The sequence below is a fragment of the Streptomyces sp. NPDC012935 genome (genome assembly GCF_042900345.1).
Taxonomy (GTDB): domain Bacteria; phylum Actinomycetota; class Actinomycetes; order Streptomycetales; family Streptomycetaceae; genus Streptomyces.
The window spans coordinates 1-22,832 of the sequence record NZ_JBIBBC010000002.1 but is presented as its reverse complement, the minus strand read 5'-3'; the positions used below and the strand labels follow the sequence as shown (position 1 = coordinate 22,832).

General features: G+C 71.5%; 13 protein-coding genes and 1 rRNA gene. 7 read left to right on the top strand and 7 right to left on the bottom strand.

The genetic code is table 11. From position 1 onward, the window contains the following. Positions 1 to 5 precede the first annotated feature (5 nt). The gene (locus ACFY5C_RS05395; protein ID WP_389440761.1) at positions 6 to 950 is read left to right on the top strand and encodes an aldo/keto reductase; all 945 of its coding nucleotides are present in this window, start codon (positions 6 to 8) and stop codon (positions 948 to 950) included. 18 nt (positions 951 to 968) lie between these two features. Here ACFY5C_RS05395 and ACFY5C_RS05390 read toward each other — a convergent pair whose 3' ends face one another. The 4 genes from ACFY5C_RS05390 to ACFY5C_RS05375 form a co-directional block, all read right to left on the bottom strand. Then, complete coding sequence (locus tag ACFY5C_RS05390) at positions 969 to 2,300, bottom strand: PrsW family intramembrane metalloprotease (protein ID WP_389440759.1); 1,332 nt, start codon at positions 2,298 to 2,300, stop codon at positions 969 to 971. 146 nt (positions 2,301 to 2,446) lie between these two features. Continuing rightward, a complete protein-coding gene (gene trmB, locus ACFY5C_RS05385; RefSeq protein ID WP_389440757.1) occupies positions 2,447 to 3,298 on the bottom strand; it encodes a tRNA (guanosine(46)-N7)-methyltransferase TrmB in 852 nt (283 codons plus the stop codon). Between the two features lie 165 nt (positions 3,299 to 3,463). Then, the gene (gene lhgO / locus ACFY5C_RS05380) at positions 3,464 to 4,690 is read right to left on the bottom strand and encodes an L-2-hydroxyglutarate oxidase (RefSeq protein ID WP_389440754.1); all 1,227 of its coding nucleotides are present in this window, start codon (positions 4,688 to 4,690) and stop codon (positions 3,464 to 3,466) included. A gap of 432 nt (positions 4,691 to 5,122) precedes the next feature. Continuing rightward, a complete protein-coding gene (locus ACFY5C_RS05375; RefSeq protein WP_389440751.1) occupies positions 5,123 to 6,547 on the bottom strand; it encodes an MFS transporter in 1,425 nt (474 codons plus the stop codon). Positions 6,548 to 7,293: 746 nt separating this feature from the next. Between ACFY5C_RS05375 and ACFY5C_RS05370 the strand changes: the two genes are divergently transcribed. Both ACFY5C_RS05370 and ACFY5C_RS05365 read left to right on the top strand, forming a co-directional pair. Then, positions 7,294 to 9,393, top strand: a complete 2,100-nt coding sequence (locus tag ACFY5C_RS05370; protein ID WP_389440749.1) for an asparagine synthase-related protein — start codon at positions 7,294 to 7,296, stop codon at positions 9,391 to 9,393. Between the two features lie 43 nt (positions 9,394 to 9,436). Next, positions 9,437 to 13,084, top strand: coding sequence for a BTAD domain-containing putative transcriptional regulator (locus ACFY5C_RS05365; protein ID WP_389440746.1), 3,648 nt, complete (start codon positions 9,437 to 9,439; stop codon positions 13,082 to 13,084). A gap of 25 nt (positions 13,085 to 13,109) precedes the next feature. Here the strand turns inward: ACFY5C_RS05365 and ACFY5C_RS05360 are convergent, their stop codons facing one another. After that, positions 13,110 to 15,104, bottom strand: coding sequence for a sigma-70 family RNA polymerase sigma factor (locus ACFY5C_RS05360; RefSeq protein ID WP_389440744.1), 1,995 nt, complete (start codon positions 15,102 to 15,104; stop codon positions 13,110 to 13,112). Positions 15,105 to 15,401: 297 nt separating this feature from the next. Then, entirely contained in the window at positions 15,402 to 16,181 is a 780-nt protein-coding gene (locus ACFY5C_RS05355; protein WP_389440742.1) for a TetR/AcrR family transcriptional regulator, read from the bottom strand. Positions 16,182 to 16,564: 383 nt separating this feature from the next. Between ACFY5C_RS05355 and ACFY5C_RS05350 the strand changes: the two genes are divergently transcribed. Together ACFY5C_RS05350 and ACFY5C_RS05345 are read left to right on the top strand one after the other, a co-directional pair. Continuing rightward, on the top strand, positions 16,565 to 17,944 hold the full coding sequence (locus tag ACFY5C_RS05350; protein ID WP_389442152.1) for an NAD(P)/FAD-dependent oxidoreductase: 1,380 nt from the start codon (positions 16,565 to 16,567) through the stop codon (positions 17,942 to 17,944). Between the two features lie 192 nt (positions 17,945 to 18,136). Then, positions 18,137 to 19,807, top strand: a complete 1,671-nt coding sequence (locus ACFY5C_RS05345) for a SpoIIE family protein phosphatase (RefSeq protein WP_389440739.1) — start codon at positions 18,137 to 18,139, stop codon at positions 19,805 to 19,807. Positions 19,808 to 19,941: 134 nt separating this feature from the next. Here the strand turns inward: ACFY5C_RS05345 and ACFY5C_RS05340 are convergent, their stop codons facing one another. After that, positions 19,942 to 21,210 carry an MFS transporter gene (locus ACFY5C_RS05340; protein ID WP_389442149.1) on the bottom strand — a complete coding sequence of 423 codons (1,269 nt, stop codon included), beginning with the start codon at positions 21,208 to 21,210 and terminating at the stop codon, positions 19,942 to 19,944. Between the two features lie 142 nt (positions 21,211 to 21,352). Here ACFY5C_RS05340 and ACFY5C_RS05335 point away from each other — a divergent pair, with 142 nt between their 5' ends. Beyond that, a complete protein-coding gene (locus ACFY5C_RS05335) occupies positions 21,353 to 21,901 on the top strand; it encodes a MarR family winged helix-turn-helix transcriptional regulator (protein WP_369271988.1) in 549 nt (182 codons plus the stop codon). A 663-nt stretch (positions 21,902 to 22,564) separates the two neighbouring features. Continuing rightward, a 16S ribosomal RNA gene (locus tag ACFY5C_RS05330) occupies positions 22,565 to 22,832 on the top strand; the annotation flags it as partial.

Genomic DNA, 22,832 nt, shown 5'->3' with positions numbered 1-22,832 from the left:
CGAGCATGACTTCTCTGCGCAAGCTCGGCTCCTCCGACCTCGAGGTCTTCCCGCTCTGCCTCGGCGGCAACGTCTTCGGCTGGACCGCCGACGAGCCCCAGTCCTTCGCCGTCCTCGACGCGTACACCGAAGCGGGCGGCAACTTCATCGACACGGCCGACTCGTACTCGGCGTGGGTCGAGGGCAACGTGGGCGGCGAGTCCGAGACAGTCATCGGCCACTGGCTGAAGGCGCGCGGCAACCGTGCGGACGTCGTGATCGCCACGAAGGTCAGCCAGCACCCCGACTTCCAGGGCCTCACCGCCGCCAACATCAAGGCGGCCGCGGACGCCTCACTGCGCCGCCTCGGCACCGACCACATCGACCTCTACTACACCCACTTCGACAAGCCGGAAGTGCCGGTCGAGGAGATCGTCGGCGCGCTGGACGAGCTGGTGAAGGCGGGCAAGGTGCGGCACATCGCCGCCTCCAACATCTCCGCGGAGCGGCTGGAGGCGTCCCTCGCCTTCTCCGACCGCGAAGGCCTGGCCCGCTACGTCGCCCTCCAGCCCCACTACAACCTGGTCTCCCGCGACACCTACGAGGGCGAACTCCAGAACCTCGCCGAACGGCAAGGCCTGGCAGCGGTCCCGTACTACGCCCTGGCGGCCGGGTTCCTCACGGGCAAGTACCGCGCCGGTACGGCAGTGGACAGCCCCCGCGCCCAGGGCGCCGGCAAGCACGCGCAGACCGAGCGGGGCCGCAGGGTGCTGGCGGTGCTGGACGAGATCGCGTCCGCCCACGAGGTGCCGGTGGCCACGGTGGCCCTGTCCTGGCTCGCGGCCCGGCCGACGGTCACGGCCCCGATCGCCTCGGCACGGACGCTGGAGCAGCTGCCGGCGTTGCTGAGGGTGGCGGAGCTGACCTTGACGGACGAGGAACTGGGGAGGCTCACGGCAGCCTCGGCCTGATCCGCCCCCGCCCCACGGTCACGTCCGATAGGGGTTGTACGCGGGGGAGGGCGTCGTCGTTCCGTACCCCGCGTACCCGTTCCCGTACGGCTGCCAGTGAGCAGGCGCCCCGTACCCATGAGCCGGCGGCCATGGCTGCGCGGCGGCCACCGCGTGCTCCAGTGCCGGCCGCGCGACCTCGCGGCGTCGCCAGAGCTCGTGCAGCAACTCCCGTTCCCGTACGACGAAGTCGGTGCCGGCCCGCCCGCGGCGCCCCCGGTGCCGCAGGAACGCCAGCGACGTGGCGTAGGCCTCGTACTGCGCCACCGCCCGCGCCGCCGTCCGCCCGCCGTGGCGGCGCGCGTACTGCCGGGCCACCCGCCGGTCCCGCATCGAGCCCAGTGCGTACGGCTCGCTCGGCGACAGCCACCCGGTGACGACGTAGGCGGGCAGCTCCTCGCGCACGGTCCTCAGCTCGCGCTGGCGGGTCCAGATCACCAGCCAGGTCAGCAGCCCGAACGCGGGCACCATGAAGGCCGCGTACACCGCGAAGAACCCGAACTCGCCGAAGGCCGACGAGCCGTTCCACAGGGCGTGCATGCCCATGGCGAGCAGCAGCCCGGAGAGGGGGAGGAGGACCCGCCGCACGTGCTGCCGTTCGCCCGAGAGCGCGGCGATGCCGAAGCCGATGCCGGTCAGGACGGTGAAGAGCGGGTGCGCGAAGGGCGACATGATCACGCGGACGAAGAAGGTCGCCGCGGTGACGGAGGCGATGCCGCGGTCGCCGGAGAGCTGGTCGGTGCCGAAGGCGGTGCCGAGGTAGAGGATGTTCTCGGTGAAGGCGAAACCGGTGGCGGTGACGCCGGCTATCACCACGCCGTCGACGATGCCGGTGAAGTCCCGCCTGCGGAAGAGGAAGACCAGCAGGACGGCCGCGGCCTTCGCGATCTCCTCCACTACGGGCGCTATGACGGTGGCGCCGAGGGTGTCCGCGTGCGACGGATCGGCCGTCGCGGTGGCTATCCATCGGGTAGCGAAGCTGTTGGCGACGATCGCTATCAGCGCTGCCGCGCAGGCGCCCCAGGCGAAGGAGAACAGCAGATTGCGCCACGGGCCCGGTTCGACCCGGTCCAGCCACCGGAACGATGCGACGAGCAGTGGTACGGGCAGGACGGCCAGGCCGAGCCCGACCAGGAACCCTTCGGTGCCGGTCTGTTCACGCACCAGGGCGAGGATGACCAGCCCGGAGAGCGCGAGCAGGGTGCTGAGCGCGCCGTAGCGCACCCATCGCTTCTGCCACCAGTGCGCGTGCCGCAGTGCGCCGCCGGTGGGACCGGTGGGGTGCGTGGGGTACGGGGGACAGGTGGCCACGGCATTGACCCTAACGAGGCAGTGGCGCCGCCCGCAGCAGCGCGAGGGGGCTCGGGCGCCGGTGGGGTTTGCTGTCGGTGGTCTGGTCGGTGCTGGTCTCGGTGCTGGTTTCGGTGCCGGTCTCGGTGCTGTGCTTCCCGCTGCTCCTACCGCTGTACGCGGCGGAAGAGCAGGTCGTTCACCACATGACCCTTGTCCAGTCCCTGACCCTCGAAACGGGTCAGCGGCCGGAACTCCGGACGGGGCGAGAATCCGCCGTCTGCCTGTGTGTTCTCGAAGTCGGGGTGCGCGGTCAACACTTCGAGCATCTGTTCGGCGTACGGCTCCCAGTCGGTGGCGCAGTGCACCAGACCGCCGGGCTTCAGCCGGGTCGCGGCGAGGCTGAGGAACTCCGGCTGGATGAGCCGCCGCTTGTGGTGCCGCTTCTTGGGCCAGGGGTCGGGGAAGTAGACGCGCAGCCCGTCGAGCGAGTCGGGGGCGAGCATCTCGCGGAGCAGGATGATGGCGTCGCCGTTGCCGACGCGGACGTTGTTCAGTCCGTTGTGGTCGGCGAGGTTGAGGAGGTTGCCCTGCCCCGGGGTGTGGACGTCGACGGCGAGGATGTTGGTGCCGGGGTCGGCGGCGGCCATCTGCCCGGTCGCCTCCCCCATCCCGAAGCCGATCTCCAGCACGACCGGGTTGTCGTTCCCGAACAGCTCGGCGAGGTCGACGACGCACTGCCCGTCGATGTCGAGCCCCCACTTCGGCCACAGCCGCTGCAACGCGTCCGCCTGCCCCGCGGTCACCCTGCTCCGCCGCGGCTGGAAGCTCCTGATCCGCCGCTCGAAGTGCGACCCCGCCGGATCGGGCTTCGGTCCGTCCGGAAAACGGGGTTCCCCCTTGGCCCGGGTGTGCCGGACGGAGACACCGGGGTGATGACCGACGTGCTCGCCGGGGGCCCCGGACTGGTGCGGGGCGCCGGGCTGGTGGGCTTCGGGGGCGTTGAGGGAGTCAGACACAGTGGGATCGATTTTACGGGGAGCGGGAGACGCGGGAATGCCTGGCGCCGGCCCGGGAAAGTCAGCCTGTCCGGCGTTTGAGGACGAGGCCCGGTCAGGGCCGAAGCGGGGGTCCGGGGGCGGCAGCCCCCAGGGACGGGACGGGTAGGGGCGGCGGGGGCGAAGTCATCCCACCCCAGCTCCGGCGCAGCGCCCCAACACCGCCAACGCCCGTCGAGCCACCTCCCGCCCGATCGGCAGCGAAGCCGTCGCCGCAGGACTCGGCGCATTCAGCACGTGCACGGCCCGGTCCCCCTCCCGGATCAGAAAGTCGTCCACCAGTGCCCCGTCCCGCAACACCGCCTGCGCCCGCACCCCCGCCGCAGCCGGCACCAGATCATCCGCAGTCACCGCAGGCAGCAACCTCCGCACCGCCTCCGTGAACGCCCCCCGCGACACCGACCGCCGCAGCTCCCCGGCCCCGTACCGCCAGTGCCGCAGCGCCATCCGCCACACTCCGGGCCACGCTACCGTCGCCCCGACCTCCCGCGGCCGGACGACCCCCCATCCGTACCCCTCCCGGGCCAGCGCCGGCACCGCGTTGGGCCCGATGTGCACATCCCCGTCGATCCCGCGCGTGAGGTGCACCCCGAGGAACGGGAACGCCGGATCCGGCACCGGATACACCAGCCCCCGCACCAGCTCCGGCCGCGCCAGCGAGTAGTACTCCCCCCGGAACGGCACGATCCGCACCCCAGGCTCGTCCCCCGTCATCCGGGCCACCTCGTCGCAGTACAGCCCGGCGCAGTTCACCAGCACCCGCCCCCGCACGACGTCCCCGCGCGTGGTGCGCACGGCGACCCCGAGGTCCGCCCGCCGGTCGACGCGCTCCACCTCGGCGCCGTACCGGATCTCCGCCCCGGACGCCTCGGCCAGCTGCCGTGCGACGGCGACGAAGTCGCAGACGCCCGTCGTCCCGACGTGTATGGCCGCGAGCCCCCGCACCTGCGGCTCGTACTCCGCGATCTGGGCGATGCCAAGCTCCCGGACCGGAATGCCGTTCTCCCGCCCGCGCTGCACCAGCGCGTGCAGGCGTGGCAGCTCGGCCCGCTCTGTCGCGACGATCAGCTTGCCGGTGACGGAGTGCGCGACGCCGTACTCCGCGCAGAACTTGACCATCTCGGCGGCACCCCGCACCGCGTACCGGGCCTTCAGCGACCCCGGCCGGTAGTAGATCCCGCTGTGGATGACCCCGCTGTTGCGCCCCGTCTGGTGCCGGGCCGGACCCGGCTCCTTCTCCAGCACGGTCACCCGCGTCCCCGGCGCGGCACGCGTGATCGCGAACGCCGTGGCCAGCCCGACGATCCCCCCGCCGACCACGAGCACGTCACAGTCGTAAGCGATCGCCCGCACCTGCTCCACCTCCCGGTTTCGATAATGCACTGCGCCACTGACAACGCACTCAAACCCGGGGGACCGGCGCGGCCCGACCCGGATGCGGACTCGGGCACCTCGGCGTGGCGATTCCGAGGGGAACCTCTGGCAAGGCGGGAAATCCGGCCACCGAACCGCCGCGATCCAGCCACGGGAAGCTCATGCACCGCTTCGACGATGCGGCACTCATCCGGTCCGCCGCTTCGGTGCGATGCGGCGGCACTGAGCCTTCAAGACCGGCTGCCACCCGATCGCCAAGGGCAGCCCCTTCTACAAGCTCGGCGGGCTGGAGCGCTGCCTCGGGCGCTCGAACGGCGCGTCGTAACCACGCCCCCCGGCCGGACCGCGCGGCGGCGCGGCGGCTCAGCCCTGCTGTGCCGCCGCGCACGCGCGCGTGCCGAAGATCTCCGTCTAGGCCGGTGCCATGAGCAGCGGTCGCGCCCGCTCCCGCAGCTCGACGACCCGTGGCTCGTCGCCGTACGGCTCCAGGCGGTGCAGCAGATCCTTCACGTACTCGGTGGTGCGCGCGGACGATATCCGCCCCGCCACCTCCACCGCCCGTACGCCCTGCTCGCACGCCGCGTCGAGATTGCCCGACTCCAGTTCGGCGACCGCCGAGACGACGAGCCGCAGTCCGTGCGAGCGCACGAACTCCTCCGTCGGCTTCGACAGCGCCTGTTCCGTGAACCGCCGTACCTGACGCGGTGCCTTCAGGTCCCGGTAGCACTCCGCGGCGTCCGCGGCGAACCGGTCGTAGGAGTAGAACCCGAGCCATGACGGGTCGTTGTCCCCCTCCCTGGACCGCTCCAGCCAGCCCTCCGACGCCTTCAGGGCCGCGCCGGCGGCCTGCGCGTCACTTGCGCGCGCGTGTGCGCGTGCCTCGACGAGGCGGAAGAAGCTCATGGTGCGGGCCGTGGCGAGGCCACGGTTGCGCTCCAGGGCGGCCTGGGCGAGGTCGACACCCTCGTCGCCGAAGCCCCGGTAGGTCGCCTGGAGTGACATCGACGCCAGGACGTACCCGCCCAGGGGCACGTCCGCGGCCGCGCGGGCGAGCCGCAGGGCCTGGATGTAGTACCGCTGGGCGGCCTCCTGCTGTCCGGTGTCGAAGGCCATCCACCCGGCGAGGCGCGTGAGTTCGGCACTCGCCCCGAACAGCGCCCGGCCCACCTCGTCGGAGTACGAGCCGAGCAGCAGCGGCGCCGCCTCCACCCGTAAGCACTCGGGCACCATGGACGAACGCCAGTCGCCGCCTCCGTACTTGGAGTCCCAGCGCCTTGCGTCCTCGGCGGCCTCCCGCAGCTTCTGCACATCGCTGTGGCCGACTTTGAGCGGTGCGCCAGAGCTCTCGGACGGACTCACGTCACGTGCCACCGAAGTGTCGGCCGGGGTTATCAGCCAACGTGAGGCGGGCGTTGCGTATGCGCTTACTGCGAACGAACCGGCCAGCGACTGCCAGATGCCGCCGGCACCGGCACGGCGCCCGGCGAGGTCGAGACGGTAGAGCTCCGTCGCCGACTTCACCGCCTGTCCGACGTCCCGGGGGAAGGCGAGGCCCACTTCGGGTGCGGGGTCCGCGTCCGCCAGGCCGATCTCGTGGAGCGGCACCGGGCGGCCCAGCTTCTGGCCGATCGCGGCGGCGATGAGATGCGGCGCGGCACCCTGCGGCACCATGCCCTTCGACACCCAGCGCGCCACCGATGTCTTGTCGTAGCGAAGAGTCAGGCCCCGCTGAGCGCCAAGGTCGTTGACGCGTCGAGCGAGTCCTGCATTGCTGATTCCCGCGAGGGCGAGAACGGCGCCGAGCTTTTCGTTCGGCCCGCGTTGCTCCCTGGACATGCGCCACCCCTCGACACAGACGGCTGCCGCGCTGGCATAACCATGCGGCATTCGTAAACCCAGCGTAGTTCGCCGCATCCCAAGCGTTAAGGGGCATTCTTCCGGATGGCGGGATTGTGGTCCGCACTCAAGTGCGCACCCCCTACGCACAGTTGTGACGTGCCCCCACTGTGTGGCTGTGCGCCCGTCCGTGCGCTCTTCTCCAGCCACCGGGGGAGCGGTTCCATGGCTTCTGCGTGGGTCGGCCCGCTGTACTGGATCCAGTGGGCTGGGGGATTCCGCCGCCTACATCCCCGCGGGCGGCGGAACGGTCCGGGGGGCGCACTCCGTTCCCCGGACTGCGCGCACGACGAGTACGCCGAGTAGTGCGCAGGACTTGCACGGAGTGTGCGCGAGCCTGTCCTTACGACGCCGATTTGGCTGAAAAGCGACCCCGCCTCTCGCGGGCGATTTCCGCTCCGACCATGGCAGTTGAGGGCGCGAAGGGCGTTTTTGGGGAGCGTATCGGGGGCGCATTCGCGTCGCAGGGGTTGGCGCAGACGTCCTGCCAAGTCGCCCGATCGCCTTGCTCCGCCCGGGCGTTCGGACTGCCGCCCGGCGCGTTCGTGTCGACGCGGGGGCGCCCCCATGGGCGCGATTCCGGGATCTCGAGCGGCTCCGCCGCCGCTCCGGCACGCCTCCTTCATGGCAGCATGGTGAACCGGTTCGTACGGTGCACTGGTTGTCCACAGCCTGTGGAGGCGGCGATGCGGTGGTTGGTGGGATGGAGCAGCACCGCCGCGGTGGCCGCCGGCATCGGCTCCGCGGGGGCGACCGGGAGCGACGGCGAAACCGTGCACCCGGTCGGTTCCCAACTCCTGTGGGGCGACCCCGATCCGCTGTGGGCGGTCGGCGACTGGCGCCCCGACGAGGTGCGCGTGGTGAAGGCCGACCCGCAGACCCGGATCGCGGTACTGGGCACGTGCGGGGCGAGTGACGAGCAGCTGCGCCTCGGTCTGTTCGCCGCGCGCGGAGGGGCGCTTCGGCACCTGACGGCCTGGTCCGGCAGCTACACGGCCGTCGTCCAGGTCGGCCGCAGGGTCATGGTGTGCGGCGACCTGGCGGGCGCACGGCCCGTGTTCTACACCCCTTGGGCGGGCGGTACGGCGTATGCGACCGCCGCGCTCCCCCTCGCCGACCTCATCGAGGCCAACCTCGACTTCGGACATCTCGCCGCGCTGCTGGCCGCCCCCGACGTACCGGCCGCCCTGCACGACTCCACCCCGTACGACGGCGTGCGGCGCATTCCGCCGGGGCATGCGCTGATCCTGCGCACCGGGGCGCGCGAGATCGCCGGGTACGAGCAGGTCGCCTCGCTGGCGGTGGCGGCGCCGACGGCCGACCCCGACAGCGCGGTCGACGCCGTGCGCGACGCCCTGGTGGAGGCGGTCCGCGCGCGTCTGTCCGCGCCCCGCCATGTCCCCGGCGCCGACATAGACCCAGGACCGGTACCGGGGATGGGCCCGGCCGAGCGGCGTGCCGCGCGCGGGATGCCGGTTCCGGGCATCGGGGCCGACCTGTCCGGCGGCCCCGCGTCGGGCACCCTGGCGCTGCTGGCCGCCGGACTGCCCGGCATGCCGGGCACGGTCCTCGGGCACGGCACGGGCGCGGGAGAACGCCTCCTGGCGGTCACCTTCAACGACCTCGCGGTCGGCGGACGCGAGGCCGAGCTGGAACGGGCGGGAACCCTTGCGGCCAATCCGCGACTGCACCACGTGGTGGTGGCCGGCGGCGAGGAGACACTGCCGTACGCCGACCTGGACGGCCCGCTGACGGACGAGCCCGGCCCGAGCCTGGTGACGGCCGCGCGGCACCGCGCACGCCTCGCGTCCGGCAGCGCCGACCACTTCACCGGCTACGGCGCCCGTCAGGTCCTGGACGCTCACCCGGCCCGCCTCGCAGACCTCCTGATGGACCGCAAGCGGCGGCACCTGGTCCGCCCGGTCGCGGCCCTGGCGAAGGCGGACGGCTCGGTGCTGGTCCCCGCGCGCGTGTACGGCGCGGCACGCAAGCTGGCCCGCACGCCGTACCGAACCGGTCTGGAATCCCTTGCCGACCGCCTCCTCCACCGCCGCTTCGACGAACCCGGGGGTGCCGTGGGGGCGTCGCTCGCCGCGCTCACCTGGGCCAGACCCGGCCCGGCCGCACGCTGGCTGACCGGCGAGGCGCTGGCTGAAGTATCGGTTCGCCTGCAAGCGGCGACGAGTCGCAACGGCGTGGGCCCCGGCCAACGCCCCGGCGACTACCGCGCGCGTGCGGCACTGGCCCGCCACTCGGCGGACCTGCGCGTCCTGGAGCAAGCCGCCGAGATCCGCTTCCAACGCCTGCACGCCCCGTTCCTCGACAACCAGGTGGTCCGCGCCTGCCGAGCCCTCCCGGAGGCACTGCGCGTCCAACCCGGCGCCCGCGCGGCGATCCTGCGTACGGTCCTGGAGGGCGCCGGCGTGGCCGACCTCCCGCCCGGCTGGGGCGCCCCTTCCCACGCGTCGGCGGCCGTGGCCGCAAGGACGGGCCTGCGGGCGTCGGCCGACTCCCTGATGACCCTTTTCGGCACCCCCCTCCTGGCCCAGGCAGGCCTGGTGGAGGCCCGTGTGGTCCGCAAGGCCCTCCGCGCGGCAGCCGAGGGCGAGCCGCTCCCCCTGGACGGCCTGGCGGACCTGGTCTCCCTGGAGCTCTGGCTACACCGCCTACTGGCCCGCCGAGGCACCTGCTGGACGGGGACACCGGCACGGCAACGGGCGGTACCGGCGGGGATCAAGCCGCAGCGGGGGGCGTTGGGGGGGGGGGGGGGGGGTCGGCCTGTTTAGGGCGCGAGGGGAGGCGCCGTCCCACCCCGGGGACAATGACCCGGTGCGGTACAGAATCCTGGGCGGCACCCAGGCGGAGGACGACCAGGGCACCGTCGTACCCGTGGGCGGCCCCCGCCTCCGGGCCCTCCTGACGGCTCTCGCAATGCGCCCCGGCCGCGTCACCGCCGTCGACACCCTGATCGACGAGGTCTGGGCCGGCACCCCGCCCCAGGACGCCCCCGCAGCCCTCCAGGCCCTGATCGCCCGCCTGCGCCGCACCCTCGGCAAAAACGCCATCACGTCCGCACACGGCGGTTACCTGCTCACGGCGACGCAGGACGACGTGGACCTCTTCGTCTTCGAACGCCTCGTGCACCAGGGCACCTCCGCCCTGACCGAAGGCGACCCGTCCACCGCCGCCCAGGTCCTCGGCAGCGCCCTCACCCTGTGGCGCGGCCCAGCCCTCGCCGACCTCCCGGACCACGGCGCCGCCGCCACCCGTCCGGAGGCACTGCGCATGGAGGCGACCCGCGCGCGTATCGAGGCGGACCTGCGACTGGGCCGCGCCCGGCACGCCATACCCGACCTGAAGGAACTGACCGCGGCGCACCCCTACGACGAACCGCTGCACGCCCTCCTCATCCGCGCCCTGCGCGACACGGGCCGCCCGGCCGACGCCCTCGCCGCGTACGAAACCGTCCGCCGCACCTTGGCCGACGGCCTCGGCACCGACCCCGGACCGGAACTCCGAGCCCTGCACACCCAACTGCTGACACCGGCGATTCCCGAGCCCGGTGCGGGACCCCGGCGGGGCCTCGGGAAGACCCAGCGGACCGTCGGGACGAAGACCCTGCCCGACCCCTGGGCGCAGCCCCAGTCGGCCTCGAGGGAGAGCCCGCAGTCGGTCTCGGGAGGGAGCCCACAGTCGGCCTCGGGAGAGAACCCCCCGCCGGCCCCGGAAGCGGGCCCGCAGCCGGCCCCGGAAGCGAGCCCCCAGCAGCAGCCCGGGACGACACACCAGCCGGACTCCGTGGCGAATCCCCAGCCCCAGCCCCAGCCCGCTGCCGAGCCCAAGCCGCAACCCACCCCCCACATCTCCTCCCCACCGCCCCCCGAAAGCACCGGCAACCTCCGCCCCCGCCTCACCTCTTTCGTGGGCCGGGAACTCGAACTCGAAGCCATCCGTTCCGAATTGCACAGGGCCCGACTGGTCACGCTCACCGGACCGGGCGGCTCTGGAAAGACCCGCCTCGCCGAGGAGGCCGCCGCCGGCCTCCCCCAGGCATGGCTCGTCGAGCTCGCCCCGCTCGACCGTCCGGAGGCGGTGCCTGGCGCGGTGGTCAACGCGCTCGGTCTGCGCGAGACCGTGCTCATGACCAACGAGCTGACGACCCCACAGGACGACCCGGTCGCCCTGCTGATCGAGTACTGCGCCCCGCGCAGCCAACTCCTGATCCTTGACAACTGCGAACATGTCATCGGCGAAGCCGCCACCCTCGCCGAGACCCTCCTCACCCGCTGCCCGGGGCTTACGATCCTCGCCACCAGCCGTGAACCCCTGGGCGTCCCCGGCGAGTTGGTCCGCCCGGTCGAGCCCCTGCTCCCCGACCAGGCGCACCGCCTCTTCGCGGAGCGCGCCGCGGCCGTACGTCCCGACGCCGCGGCCGTACTGCGCGACGAGCACGACCAGGAGGCCGTCGCGGAGATCTGCCGCCGCCTCGACGGACTGCCGCTCGCCATCGAGCTGGCGGCGGCCCGGCTCCGGCTGCTCAGCCCCCGCCAGATCGCCGACCGCCTCGACGACCGCTTCCGCCTCCTCACCTCCGGAAGCCGTACGGTCCTGCCCCGCCAGCAGACCCTGCGTGCCGTCGTCGACTGGTCCTGGGAACTGCTCGACGAGCAGGAGCGGACGGTCCTGCGCGAGATGTCCGTCTTCGCGGGCGGCTGGGACCTGGAGGCGGCGGAGGCCGTGTGCACCGGCGCGGTCGCGGACCTCAGCGGCGCACTGGTCGACAAGTCCCTGATCGTGGCCACCCCGTGCGAGCGGGACGGCTCCGGCGGCATGCGGTACCGCATGCTGGAGACCATCCACGAGTACGCGGTCGAGCGCGCCGCCGAACTCCCCGAGCTGCGTCTCGCCGCTGAGCGCCGGCACCGCGCGTGGGTGCGCGCCCTCGTGGAGAAAGCTGACCCGCTGCTGCGATCCGCCGTTCAACTCCCCTGGGTCTCCCGCCTGGAGACCGAGCTGGACAACATCCGCGCGTCCCTCGATCACGCCCTCACGGCAGGCGACGAACCGGATGCCACGGCCATCGCCCTCGCCATGAGCTGGTTCTGGTGGCTGCGCAACTACCGCGTCGAGGGCGCGGCCTGGGTCGAACGGATTCTGCGCCAGTGCGCCACCCTGGACGCCTCAGGCCCGGGCGCACCTCCAACTGGCGCTCCCGTTCCCCCTCCAGCTGCCCCTCCCGTTGCCCGTCCCACCACTCCCACCGCCGCCCCGCTGGACGCCCTCCTCACCGCCCCGGTCGAACAGGCGCACCACCCGAGGCACGTGCCACGCATGAGCCTGCGCATGCTGCATCTGTTCCTCGCCATCGAGTTCGAACCGGTGGAGCACTGGCAGGACGAGCGACGCAGGCGCTACATCGAGCGTGTGCAGGCCCACTTTGCGCGGGGCGGTCCGGAGGCGGCTCGCATCCCGGGCATGGTCTGGCCGTTGACCCACTACATCCTGGGCGACACGGCGAACACCCGTCCCGTCATGGATGCCGCGCTGGCCAACTGCCGGTCGTACGGCGGTGACTGGGAGGTCGGTTGCATCCTGATGTTCCGCACGCACATGCTCGTCGATTCACAGGGCGGCCTGGCCAACGTCGACGACGACCTCGCGGAGCTGCGGATCCTCAGCCGACGGGTCGGCGACCGCTGGATGCGGGCCCAGGTGTGCAGCGCGGCCGGCGAGACGGCCACGGTGCGCGGTCGCTTCGAGGAGGCCAGGAGCGAGTATGACGAGGCGCTGCGCCTGGCCCACGAGGTGGGCGCGTACACCGAGACCCCGGGCCTCATCGCCCGGCTGGCCGAGATCGCCCACCGCTCGGGTGACCGTACAGCCGCGTTGACGTTGCTGGACGAGGCGAGTGCGGTGGCCGACCGATACGGCGTGGCGGACTCACGGGCGTTCGTCCTGCTGTTGCGCGCCCAGATTGCCCTCGACGACAAGGACACCGCCCGTGCGCGCGAGATGTGCGAGGCGGCACGTGCGCAAACCGAGCGCGCCACACCACCGCCCCAGTTCGTTGTGGGGCTGAACGCGGTCGACGCCATGACGGTGACGGCGGAGTCGGGCCCGGAGCATGGTCTACCGCGGCTGGTCGACGCTCTGCGCCTGGCCGTGGAGAAGCGCTGTGCCAACCAGATCACGGAGACTCTCACGGACGCCGCCGCGGACCTGCTGACCCGCCTCGGCGACCACCCGCGCGCGGTCCGGCTGCTCGCCGCCTCGGAGCACTGGCGCCGCGGCAATCCGCGCCTCCAGCCCGAGCGCGCGCACGCCGAGCGGGCCGAGACCGCCGCCCGTACCGCCCTGGGCGCCGAACGGTTCACCGCCGAGCACACCCGGGGCACCGCCCTCACCCACGATGACGTCCTGTACGACCTCACCGAGGCCGTGCGCGGCCTCCCGCTCCCTGCGGAGCAGGCGCCGTAAGCCCAGCCCTCTCGGCTGAACGCCCCTACACGCAGCTGAACTTCGACGCGGCCCAGTCCGCCAACAGGACGGTGTCGAAAGTGCCGTGCGGCTCGACCACCAGCCGGACGGTCTCCCGCCCGGCGAGGTTCACCTGGACGGGCACGGCCGGGTCCCCGCCCTTGATCACCGCGGACTGCCACAACCGGACGCCGTCGGCGTACACCGAGAAGGTGAACTTGCCCAGCCCCAGGGTCGAGTCGTCCACGCCGGCCATCGCCGTGTAGGCGGAGCACTCCCGGTTGAGGTCGATGGTGACGGAGGACCGGCCGTGCACGGTGACACCGTTCGCGTACCGCTCGTCGCCGATCGACAGGCCGTGGCGCTGCCACACCCAGCTGCTCTCACCGATCCGCATCTCGGGCTCGGTGCCGTCGCCGGTGATGTTGTACGACAGCTCGCTCCACTGGTAGTCGACCGGAGCGGGCGGCGGCGTCGGAGTCGGCGTGGGGGTGGGGGTGGGTGTCGGCGACGGGGCGGGAGCCGGGGGCGGGGAGGGCGTGGGCGTCGGACTGGGCTCGCGGGTGGGCGGCGAGGCCGGTGTCGGGGCCGCCTCGGGATGGTCGGCAGGGACGATCGCCGGCGGTTGCGGGGCGGGCTCCTTCGGTGTCGGCTCGGGCGGCTCCGGCGGCTTGGGCGTGGGTGTCTCCTCGACGATGGGGGAGGGCACGGGGGGTTGCTTGGCGTCCTGCCTGTCGGCCGGCGTCTCGTTGCCGGCCAGCGCGAGCACGATCGCCGCCACCACGCCCACGGCGACCACACCGGCCGCGATCCCGGCCTTCACCGGAGCGCCCAGCCCCTCGGAGGCCGCCGCACCGCCCCCGGAGCTCGCCCCACCGGACGAACCGCCGCCGGCCGCGCCCGCCGCGCCCGCCGCGCCCGCCGCGCCCGCCGCGCCGGCCGCCCCTGCTGCACCCGCCCCTGCGCCCCCCGCGATGAGCCCGGCCGCCTTGGCGTACCCGGCAGCGCCGAACCAGCCGATGACCGCGACCGGCACGACGGCCGGGATACCACCGGCGACTTCCTTGATCTGGCCCGCGGCCAGGCGGCACTTGGTGCACTCCTCCAGGTGCTTGCGCATGCCCCGCTCGGCGCGGGTGCGCAGGCTGCCGCGGGCGTAGGCACCGAGCCGGTCTGCGTGGCGGGCGCACTCCTCGTCGCTGGCGAGGCTGGCGCTGACGTGAGCCTGGAGGTAGGCCTGCTTGAGCCCTTCGCGGGCGCGGCTGGCGAGCACGCGCGTGCCGTTGGCGTCGAGCCCGAAGAGTGTGGCGACCTCACTCGGCGACTCGTCCTCGACCTCGGTGTGCCACAGCACGGCCTGCCAGCGCTCCGGCAGCGACCGGAAGGCCTGCATGGCCATGGACTGCTCGGCCTCGTGCATCGCCCGCACGTCCGCGCCCAGGTCGAGCGTGTCGTCGTCGGACACCTCGGCGACCCGCGTGGACTGCGCCGCGAAAACCGCGAAGTCGTCGACCAGTTGCTCCCGCCGCGCCGACTTCGTCCAGTCCGCGGCGGCACGCCGGATCGAGGTGAGCAGATAGGCGCGTACGGCGTGTTCGGGGCCGGAACCGCGGCGTACGGCCTGCAGCATGCGGGCGAAGACCTCGGCGGTGAGGTCGTCCGCGGTGTGGGCGTCGCGACAGCACGTGCGCGCGTACCGGCGCACCGCTTCCGCGTGGCGCCGGTACAGCTCCTCGTAGGCGGTGTCGTCACCGGACCGCATCCGGCCGATCAGGTCGGCGTCCGACGGCGGCAGGTCGCGTGCCGGCAGGTCAGCGGACGGCAGGTCGCGGGGCGGAGGCAGCACGCTGTCCTCGCGCCGGTCGCGCTGCGCCGGGACGCTGCCCTCCGCGCGGCCCGGTGAGCGCCCCTCCAAGGGGTCGCCGCCCGGCGGGAGGTCCGCCCGTCCGCCCTGACTCGGTACCTGCGGTGTCGCCGAGTCACCGTCACCGCGCGACTCGTCCCACCCGTCAACGCTCATCGCGGAAAGCCCCCGCCGCCAGCTCCACCAGTCCCGGACACCGGGTCAGGGTGCCATATTGGCTTTTGGTCAGGACCCACGCGTACGGACATCCACTCGTCCGTGGGGACTTCCCGCGACGCGGTATTGGCCCTCGCCCCTGCGGGGAAGACTCAACCAGCGCTCACCGCAGTGGTGTTCGAGGCGAGGGCGGCGGGCACCCCGCCTCGCAGGCACGTGTTTCGAACACTCACCCCTTCGAAGTAACTCCTTCGAAGTCACCCTTTCGAAGTCACGGTCACCGCCGCATCGGCCGACTCACGCCTGAGGCCGCGACCGCAGCCCCTCCAGCAGGATGTCCAGCAGCCGCGCCGAAGCCGCCGCCTGCTGCGCCGCATCCGGAAGTGAGGGCGCCGCCGTCGCGATCACCAGCAGGACGTCCGACACCGACACGTCGGCCCGCAGCTCGCCCGCCGCGCGTGCCCGCTCCACGAGCTGGCCCACCACGTCGAGCAGCGCCGCCGCCCCCGCGTCGTCCACCGGGTCGACCGGCACGGCCACAGGCTGTTCGGGCACCAGCCGCAGTTCACCGACGCCCGGCTGCATCCGCTGCTGCGGCACCCGGGCCTCGTCGAGCGCGGTGCCGTCCTCGGCGACCCCGACCCGCAGCACCTGCGGCGGCAGCAGCCGGCCCGCGCCGGAGGCCACCGACGTGCGCAGGAAGCGTGAGAGCGCCGACCACGGCTCGTCCTCCTGACCGAGCGCCGCACGTGCCTGGTCGGTCAGCCGGGAGGTCTCCTCCTCGGCTATCCGCCGCACCAGGACGTCCTTGCTCGGGAAGCGCCGGTACACCGTCCCGACGCCGACCCGCGCGCGCCGCGCCACGTCCTCCATCGGCGCGCCGTACCCCAGCTCGCCGAAGACCTCACGCGCCGCACGCAGCACGTGCTCCAGATTGCGCTGTGCGTCCACACGCAGCGGCGTCGTACGCGACGCGTCCCCGCGTCCGTTGCTCGCAGCCGCGCTCATGGTGCCGCCCACCCCGCCACCCGGTGTGATGGTGGATGCGGAAGACCATCGAGAATCCTGAACATGCATAAGCGATCCCCCGGTAATGACGTCTCCCCCCGGAGACTCCCCGTCATTGCAAAGCCGGAGCGTCGCGGAACAAGCCCGGACAACGAGTCCGTTCCGTGTGACTCACGGACCCGATGAGCGCATCCCCCTACACCCCGTCGACACACGAACATAGTTGAGAGGGAGTCAATTCAGAAGGGGCAGGTTCCGCACGGAGCGCCCCTCGATCGGAGTACGAGTCGTTTACGTCCCGATTGCGCCACCCGCGTTCCCCCGGCGCACACCCGCTGACCTGCGAACCTTCCTCGCACTCCGGCAATTCGGCCAAATCGCGGCGCCGACGATCTCCGGTCACACAAATGGTCGAGCCTGTGGACAAACGCAAGCGCCGGGTGCGTCATGGGATGGTGAAGGAACGTGCGCGCATTCTCGTTGTCGGCGGCGGCTACGTCGGGATGTACACGGCCCGGCGTCTCCAGCGGAGGCTGCAACCGGAACTCGGCCGGGGCGAGGCCGAGATCACGGTCGTCACTCCCGACCCGTACATGACGTATCAGCCATTCCTCCCCGAAGCGGCCGCCGGCTCCATCTCCCCGCGCCATGTGGTCGTACCGCTGCGCCGCGTCCTGCCCCGGTGCCGCGTGATCATCGGCGAGGCCACCGCCATCGACCACGCCAAGCGCACCGCGACCCTCACCACCCTCGCCTCCGAGGAGGAGGGCACGGGCAGTGAACAGCTCTCCTACGACGAGCTCGTCCTCGCCCCCGGCTCCATCGCCCGCACCCTGCCCATCCCCGGCCTCGCCGACCACGCCATCGGCTTCAAGACCGTCGAAGAGGCCATCGGCCTGCGCAACCACGTCATCGAGCAGATGGACATCGCCTCCTCCACCCGCGACCCCGCGATCCGCGACGCGGCCCTCACCTTCGTCTTCGTCGGTGGCGGATACGCCGGCGTCGAGGCGCTGGGCGAACTCGAGGACATGGCCCGCTACGCCACGCGCTACTACCACAACGTCAGCCCCGAGGACATGAAGTGGATCCTCGTCGAGGCCTCGGACCGCATCCTGCCCGAGGTCGGCGAGGACATGGGCCGCTACACCGTCACCGAACTGCGCCGCCGCAACATCGACGTACGCCTGCACACCCGCCTGGAGTCCTGCGCGGACCGCGTCGCCGTCCTCAGCGACGGCGCCCGCTTCCCGACCCGTACGGTCGTCTGGACGGCCGGCGTCAAACCCCACCCCATCCTCGCCGCGACCGACCTGCCACTTAATGAGCGCGGCAGGCTGAAGGGCACCCCCGAGCTGACGATCGAGGGCACCACGCACGCGTGGGCCGCAGGCGACGCTGCCGCGGTCCCCGACGTCACCGCCGCCGAATCCGGCACGGAGTGCGCCCCCAACGCGCAGCACGCCCTGCGCCAGGCCAAGGTGCTGGGCGACAACATCGCGCACACCCTGCGCGGCGAACCGCTGGAGACCTACGCCCACAAATACGCCGGTTCGGTCGCCTCCCTCGGTTTCCACAAGGGTGTCGCGCAGGTCTACGGGCGCAAGCTCAAGGGCTACCCTGCCTGGTTCATGCACCGCGTCTACCACCTCAGCAGGGTGCCGACCTTCAACCGCAAGGCCCGCGTCCTGGCCGAATGGACCCTCTCGGGGCTCTTCAAGAGGGAGGTCGTCTCCCTGGGTTCACTCGAACATCCCCGTGCGGAGTTCGAACTCGCGGCCGGTGGAAAGCATCCCCTCAACCCGGAAGACGACCCGAAGGGGTCGTCCTGACCGGACCCAGGAACTCCACCGACCGGGCAGGCGTCAGACGGGTGTCGGCCAGGTCGGCCGCACTGCCAGACTGATCCCCGAACCGATCCCGACCACAAGGCTCTCCCCACAGTGCCGCAACCCCGGGCGTCACCCCCACAGACCCCCGGCCGGGTCCGGAGCTGGCCGAAGACGACGACGAGGCAAGGATTCGTGAACTTCACGCGCTGGAGCGCCCGGCTCCCCGGAACGCAGCGCCGCGCCGCAGCGCGGACCGAACCCGCGGCGGCGGTCGCCCAGGACCGCCGAGCAGAGGGCCCGGGCGCCGTCCCCGCGGCCCGCGCCGAACACCTCACCGACGAGGCCAGGCCGATCCCCGCCGTGGACGAGCTGCCGGTCCGCGAGGTCCTCGACCGCGTCCCGGCCCTGGTCGCCCTGGTCCACGGCCCCGACCACCGCCTCGCGTACGTCAACGACACCTATGTCACGGCCTTCGGCGTACGCCCCCCGGGCGAACCGGCCAGTGAGGCCCTCCCCGAGCTCGCCGAACTGGGCCTGTTCCCGCTCCTCGACCAGGTCCTGCGCAGCGGCAAGCCGCGCACCCTCAAGTCCCGCAAGGCCCCGGACGGCCGCTCCTACACCTTCACCTGCACGCCCGTGACCGAGGGCGACGGCGGAGTCCTCATCTTCGCCACCGACGTCACCGACCACGCGGAAGCCGCCGAACGCCTCCGCGCCAGCGAACGCCGCCAACGCGAAACGGCCGTCACTCTCCAGCGCTCGCTGCTCCCGCAAGAGCTGGAGGAACCGGACGACCTGCGCATCGCCGCCACCTACCACCCCGGCGGCACGGAGGCGGCGGTCGGCGGCGACTGGTACGACGTGATCACCCTCGGCGGCGGCCGCACGGCCCTGGTCATCGGCGACGTGATGGGCAGGGGAGTACGGGCAGCAGCAGTGATGGGCCAACTGCGTACGGCGGTGAGGGCATACGCCCGCCTGGACCTCCCCCCGCACGAGGTGCTCCAGCTCCTCGACGGCCTGGCGACAGAGATCGACGCCAACCAGATCGCCACCTGCGTCTACGCCATCCACGACCCGAACGAGGGCCGCCTGATCTACTCCTCGGCCGGCCACCTCCCCATCCTGGTCCGCGACGAGAACGGCGCCGTCCAACGCGCCGACGAACCCACCGGCCCACCCCTCGGCACCGGCGGCTGGATGCACGCGTCCGGCTCGATCCCCCTGAGCCCGGGCTCGACCGCGGTCCTCTACACCGACGGCCTGGTGGAACGCCGCAACGAGGACCTCGACGAGGGAATCGCCTCCCTGGAGCGCGCCCTGGCCGGCGCGACGGGCACCCCTCAGGTCGTCTGCGACCGCCTCGTCCGAAGCGCAGGCGTCACGGCGGACCATGACGACGACGTGGCGGTTCTGGTCCTCCAGCACCCGGCCCGCACGGGCCCCGACGGCGACCTCTTCCGCAACGCCGCCCTGGAACTCCTCGGCGGCATCGAAGCGGCCCCCCGCGCGCGTGCCTTCGCCTCCGGCGTCCTGACCAGCTGGCGCTTCCCGCCCGACCTCCACGACCTGGGCGTCCTGGCGGCCAGCGAACTCGTCGCCAACTCCCTCCAACACGGCACTCCGCCCATGCGCCTGCGCCTCCGCCGCACCGACCGCCGCCTGATCATCGAGGTGACGGACGGCGACGACCACCTCCCCAGACGCCGCCGAGCAGAACCAGCCGACGAATCGGGCCGAGGAATCGCCATCGTCGCAACGATCGCCTCCAGCTGGGGCTCACGACGGACACCGGGCGGCGGCAAGGCGGTGTGGTGCGAGTTCGTACTGCCGAAGACGGCCTTGGACACACAAAGACCCTGAATTCTTCGACGCCGGTCCAGGAAGTCCAGCCCGTCCGGCGTTTGAGGACGAGGCCCGTTCAGGGCCGACAGCGGGGGTCTGGGGGCGGCAGCCCCCAGGTACGGGACGGGTAGGGGCGGCGGGGGCGAAACCCCTCAGGCGCGCGCCCGAGCCTGCCCCGCAGCCGACGCAGACCCCTGCGCCACGACCCGACTCTTCCCCACCCACGGCCGATCCTGCACCGCACTCAGCTCCCGCCCCAACCGCACAGCGAGATACGTGATCCCCAGCGAGAACAACAGGAACGTCACGACATACGGCCCGTGCAGCGATGCCCCCATCGGCCCGCCCACAGCCGGCCCCACAGCCAACGCAAGCTGCTTGACCAGTGCAAACGCCGAGTTGTACTGCCCTGCCATCCCCTCCGGCGCCAGATCGGCCACCAGCGGAGCAACGGTCGGCGACAGCATCGCCTCACCCAGCCCGAACAGCGCATAGGTGGAGATGAAGGCGGCCGTAGCCATCTCCTGGCTACCGTGCCCCAGCCCGGCATACCCCGCCGCAACCCACGCCACGGCCCAGATGAGCCCGACCGCCGCGATCACCCGCGACCGCCGCCGCCGCTCGACGAACTTCAGCACGGCGAACTGAGCCACCACGATCATCGCGGTGTTGGCCGCAAGCGCGGTTCCGAGCGCCGACGTGGAAACCCCGGCCGCCTCGACCCCGTACGCGCTGAGCCCGGACTCGAACTGCCCGTAGCAGGCGAAGAACAGCACGAAGCCCAGCACAGACAGCTGCACCATCGCCCGGTTCTGGAGCAACTGCTTCCAGCTCCCCTTGCCCGTCCCGGCACCCGGCGCACCCTCGATCCGCGGCGCCCGCGGCACCCGCACCGTCGCCATCACCACGACGAGCAGCAAGAACATCGCCGCCTCGATCGAGAACAGCACAGTGAAGGACGAGACGCTCGACGCGTCGACCAGGTGACCACCGATGAGCCCGCCGACCCCCAGCCCCAGGTTCTGCAGGAAGAACTGCATCGCAAACGCCCGGGACCGGGTCTCCGCGGTGGAGCAGTCGACGATCATCGTCGCGAGCGCCGGCTGCATCACGGCCTGCCCCGCACCCAGCGCGGCAGCCGACAGCAGCACGGATACGGCACTCCCCGCGAGCCCCAGGCTCAGCGCCCCGAGCGCAGCGGTGACCAGGGCGGCGATCAACACCGGCAGCGGGCCACGCCGGACGATCGCCCGCCCGGCGAACGGCAGCACGACCAGCGCGGCCACGGCGAAGACGGCGAGGACGAGCCCCGCCGTCATGGCACCGAGCCCCCGCACCTGCGCCACATAGACGTACAGGTAGGGGACGGTGAAACCGAGCCCGAACGCGCTGAGTGCGTTGCCCACGTGGATCCGGCGCATCGCTGCGCCCATCGCCCTGGTCACGTTCACCTCTCTCATATCTCTCAGATGCAAGCCTGAAGACTTCGAACCTAAACTTCGAAGCTAAACTCTACACATCGAAGGACTTCAACGCCAAGCGAGCCCGTGCCATACTCGGCCCATGGGCGACACCCCGGGCATCAGCGAACCGACACTCGAAGAACAGATCGCCGCCTACCAGCGCGAGTTCCAGGACCTCGACCCCCAGGTCGAGAAGGTCGTCTCGGCGCTGTCCCGCCTGAACCGCCGTATGAACGTCGCCTACGGCCGCCAGACCGCAGCCCTCGGCATCAGCAACGCCGAGTGGGAGGTCCTCAAGGCCCTCGTTCTCTCCGGCGCCCCCTACTGCATGGGCCCCAGCGACCTCGCCAAGGGCCTCGGCCTCACCCCGGCCGCCATGACCCATCGCATCGATCGCATGGTCGCCGAGGGGCTGGTCACCCGGGAGCGGGACGAGTCCAACCGCGTACGCGTCATCGTCGAGCTGACCGCCGAGGGCAGGGAGAAGTGGCTGGAGGCGATGCGGCTCGCTTCGGTCTTCGAGGAGGACCTGCTCCAGGACCTGTCGGCGGAGGAGCGCGCCACCTTGGGCGAGGTCCTCACCCGGCTGCTCCGCAGGGTGGAGCACGCCCAGCCGGACGCCGGCGGACGCCTCAGCGACCTGGACTGACGCGAGGCCCGGCCGCGCAGCAAAAGATCTTGACAAGGGGCGCTTGACAGCCCCCTGCACGATCCGTAAAGTTCTTCGGGTTGCCGCCGAGCCGTAACGGTTCTACGACAGCACCTCCCGCCGCGAAAGCGGCAAACCAAACCACCAGCATGATCTCCCGTCCGGGTTGATTTCGGCATGCCCGAATTCAATTCGAATTGGGACTCGGCGGCCCGATTGGGAATCGCCGAGCAGATCCGCTAAGGTTTGAGACGTCGGAACGGCCCAACGGCCGGGAAGGCAAGCCCCTCTGACTGGGAGTCAGGTCCGAAAGGATCTGATAGAGTCGGAAACGCCGGAAAGGGAAACGCGAGAGCGGGAACCTGGAAAGCACCGAGGAAATCGGATCGAGAAAAGGATCTGATAGAGTCGGAAACGCAAGACCGAAGGGAAGCGCCCGGAGGAAAGCCCGAGAGGGTGAGTACAAAGGAAGCGTCCGTTCCTTGAGAACTCAACAGCGTGCCAAAAATCAACGCCAGATATGTTGATACCCCGTCTACCGGAACAATAGTTCTCGGTGGCGAGGTTCCTTTGAAAAAACACAGCGAGGACGCTGTGAACGGCCGGGCTTATTCCGCCTGGCTGTTCCGCTCTCGTGGTGTTGCACCGGATTACCGGTAAACATTCACGGAGAGTTTGATCCTGGCTCAGGACGAACGCTGGCGGCGTGCTTAACACATGCAAGTCGAACGATGAACCACTTCGGTGGGGATTAGTGGCGAACGGGTGAGTAACACGTGGGCAATCTGCCCTTCACTCTGGGACAAGCCCTGGAAACGGGGTCTAATACCGGATACCACCTTCACTGGCATCTGTGAAGGTTGAAAGCTCCGGCGGTGAAGGATGAGCCCGCGGCCTATCAGCTTGTTGGTGAGGTAATGGCTCACCAAGG

Excerpts from the sequence above, each read along its gene's own strand:
- ACFY5C_RS05375 (WP_389440751.1), bottom strand. The coding sequence starts at position 6,547 with ATGTCCAGGGAGCAACGCGGGCCGAACGAAAAGCTCGGCGCCGTTCTC.
- ACFY5C_RS05370 (WP_389440749.1), top strand. The coding sequence starts at position 7,294 with ATGCGGTGGTTGGTGGGATGGAGCAGCACCGCCGCGGTGGCCGCCGGC.
- ACFY5C_RS05350 (WP_389442152.1), top strand. The coding sequence starts at position 16,565 with ATGGTGAAGGAACGTGCGCGCATTCTCGTTGTCGGCGGCGGCTACGTC.
- ACFY5C_RS05340 (WP_389442149.1), bottom strand. The coding sequence starts at position 21,210 with ATGCGCCGGATCCACGTGGGCAACGCACTCAGCGCGTTCGGGCTCGGT.
- ACFY5C_RS05335 (WP_369271988.1), top strand. The coding sequence starts at position 21,353 with ATGGGCGACACCCCGGGCATCAGCGAACCGACACTCGAAGAACAGATC.
- ACFY5C_RS05360 (WP_389440744.1), bottom strand. The coding sequence starts at position 15,104 with ATGAGCGTTGACGGGTGGGACGAGTCGCGCGGTGACGGTGACTCGGCG.
- ACFY5C_RS05395 (WP_389440761.1), top strand. The coding sequence starts at position 6 with ATGACTTCTCTGCGCAAGCTCGGCTCCTCCGACCTCGAGGTCTTCCCG.
- ACFY5C_RS05355 (WP_389440742.1), bottom strand. The coding sequence starts at position 16,181 with ATGCATGTTCAGGATTCTCGATGGTCTTCCGCATCCACCATCACACCG.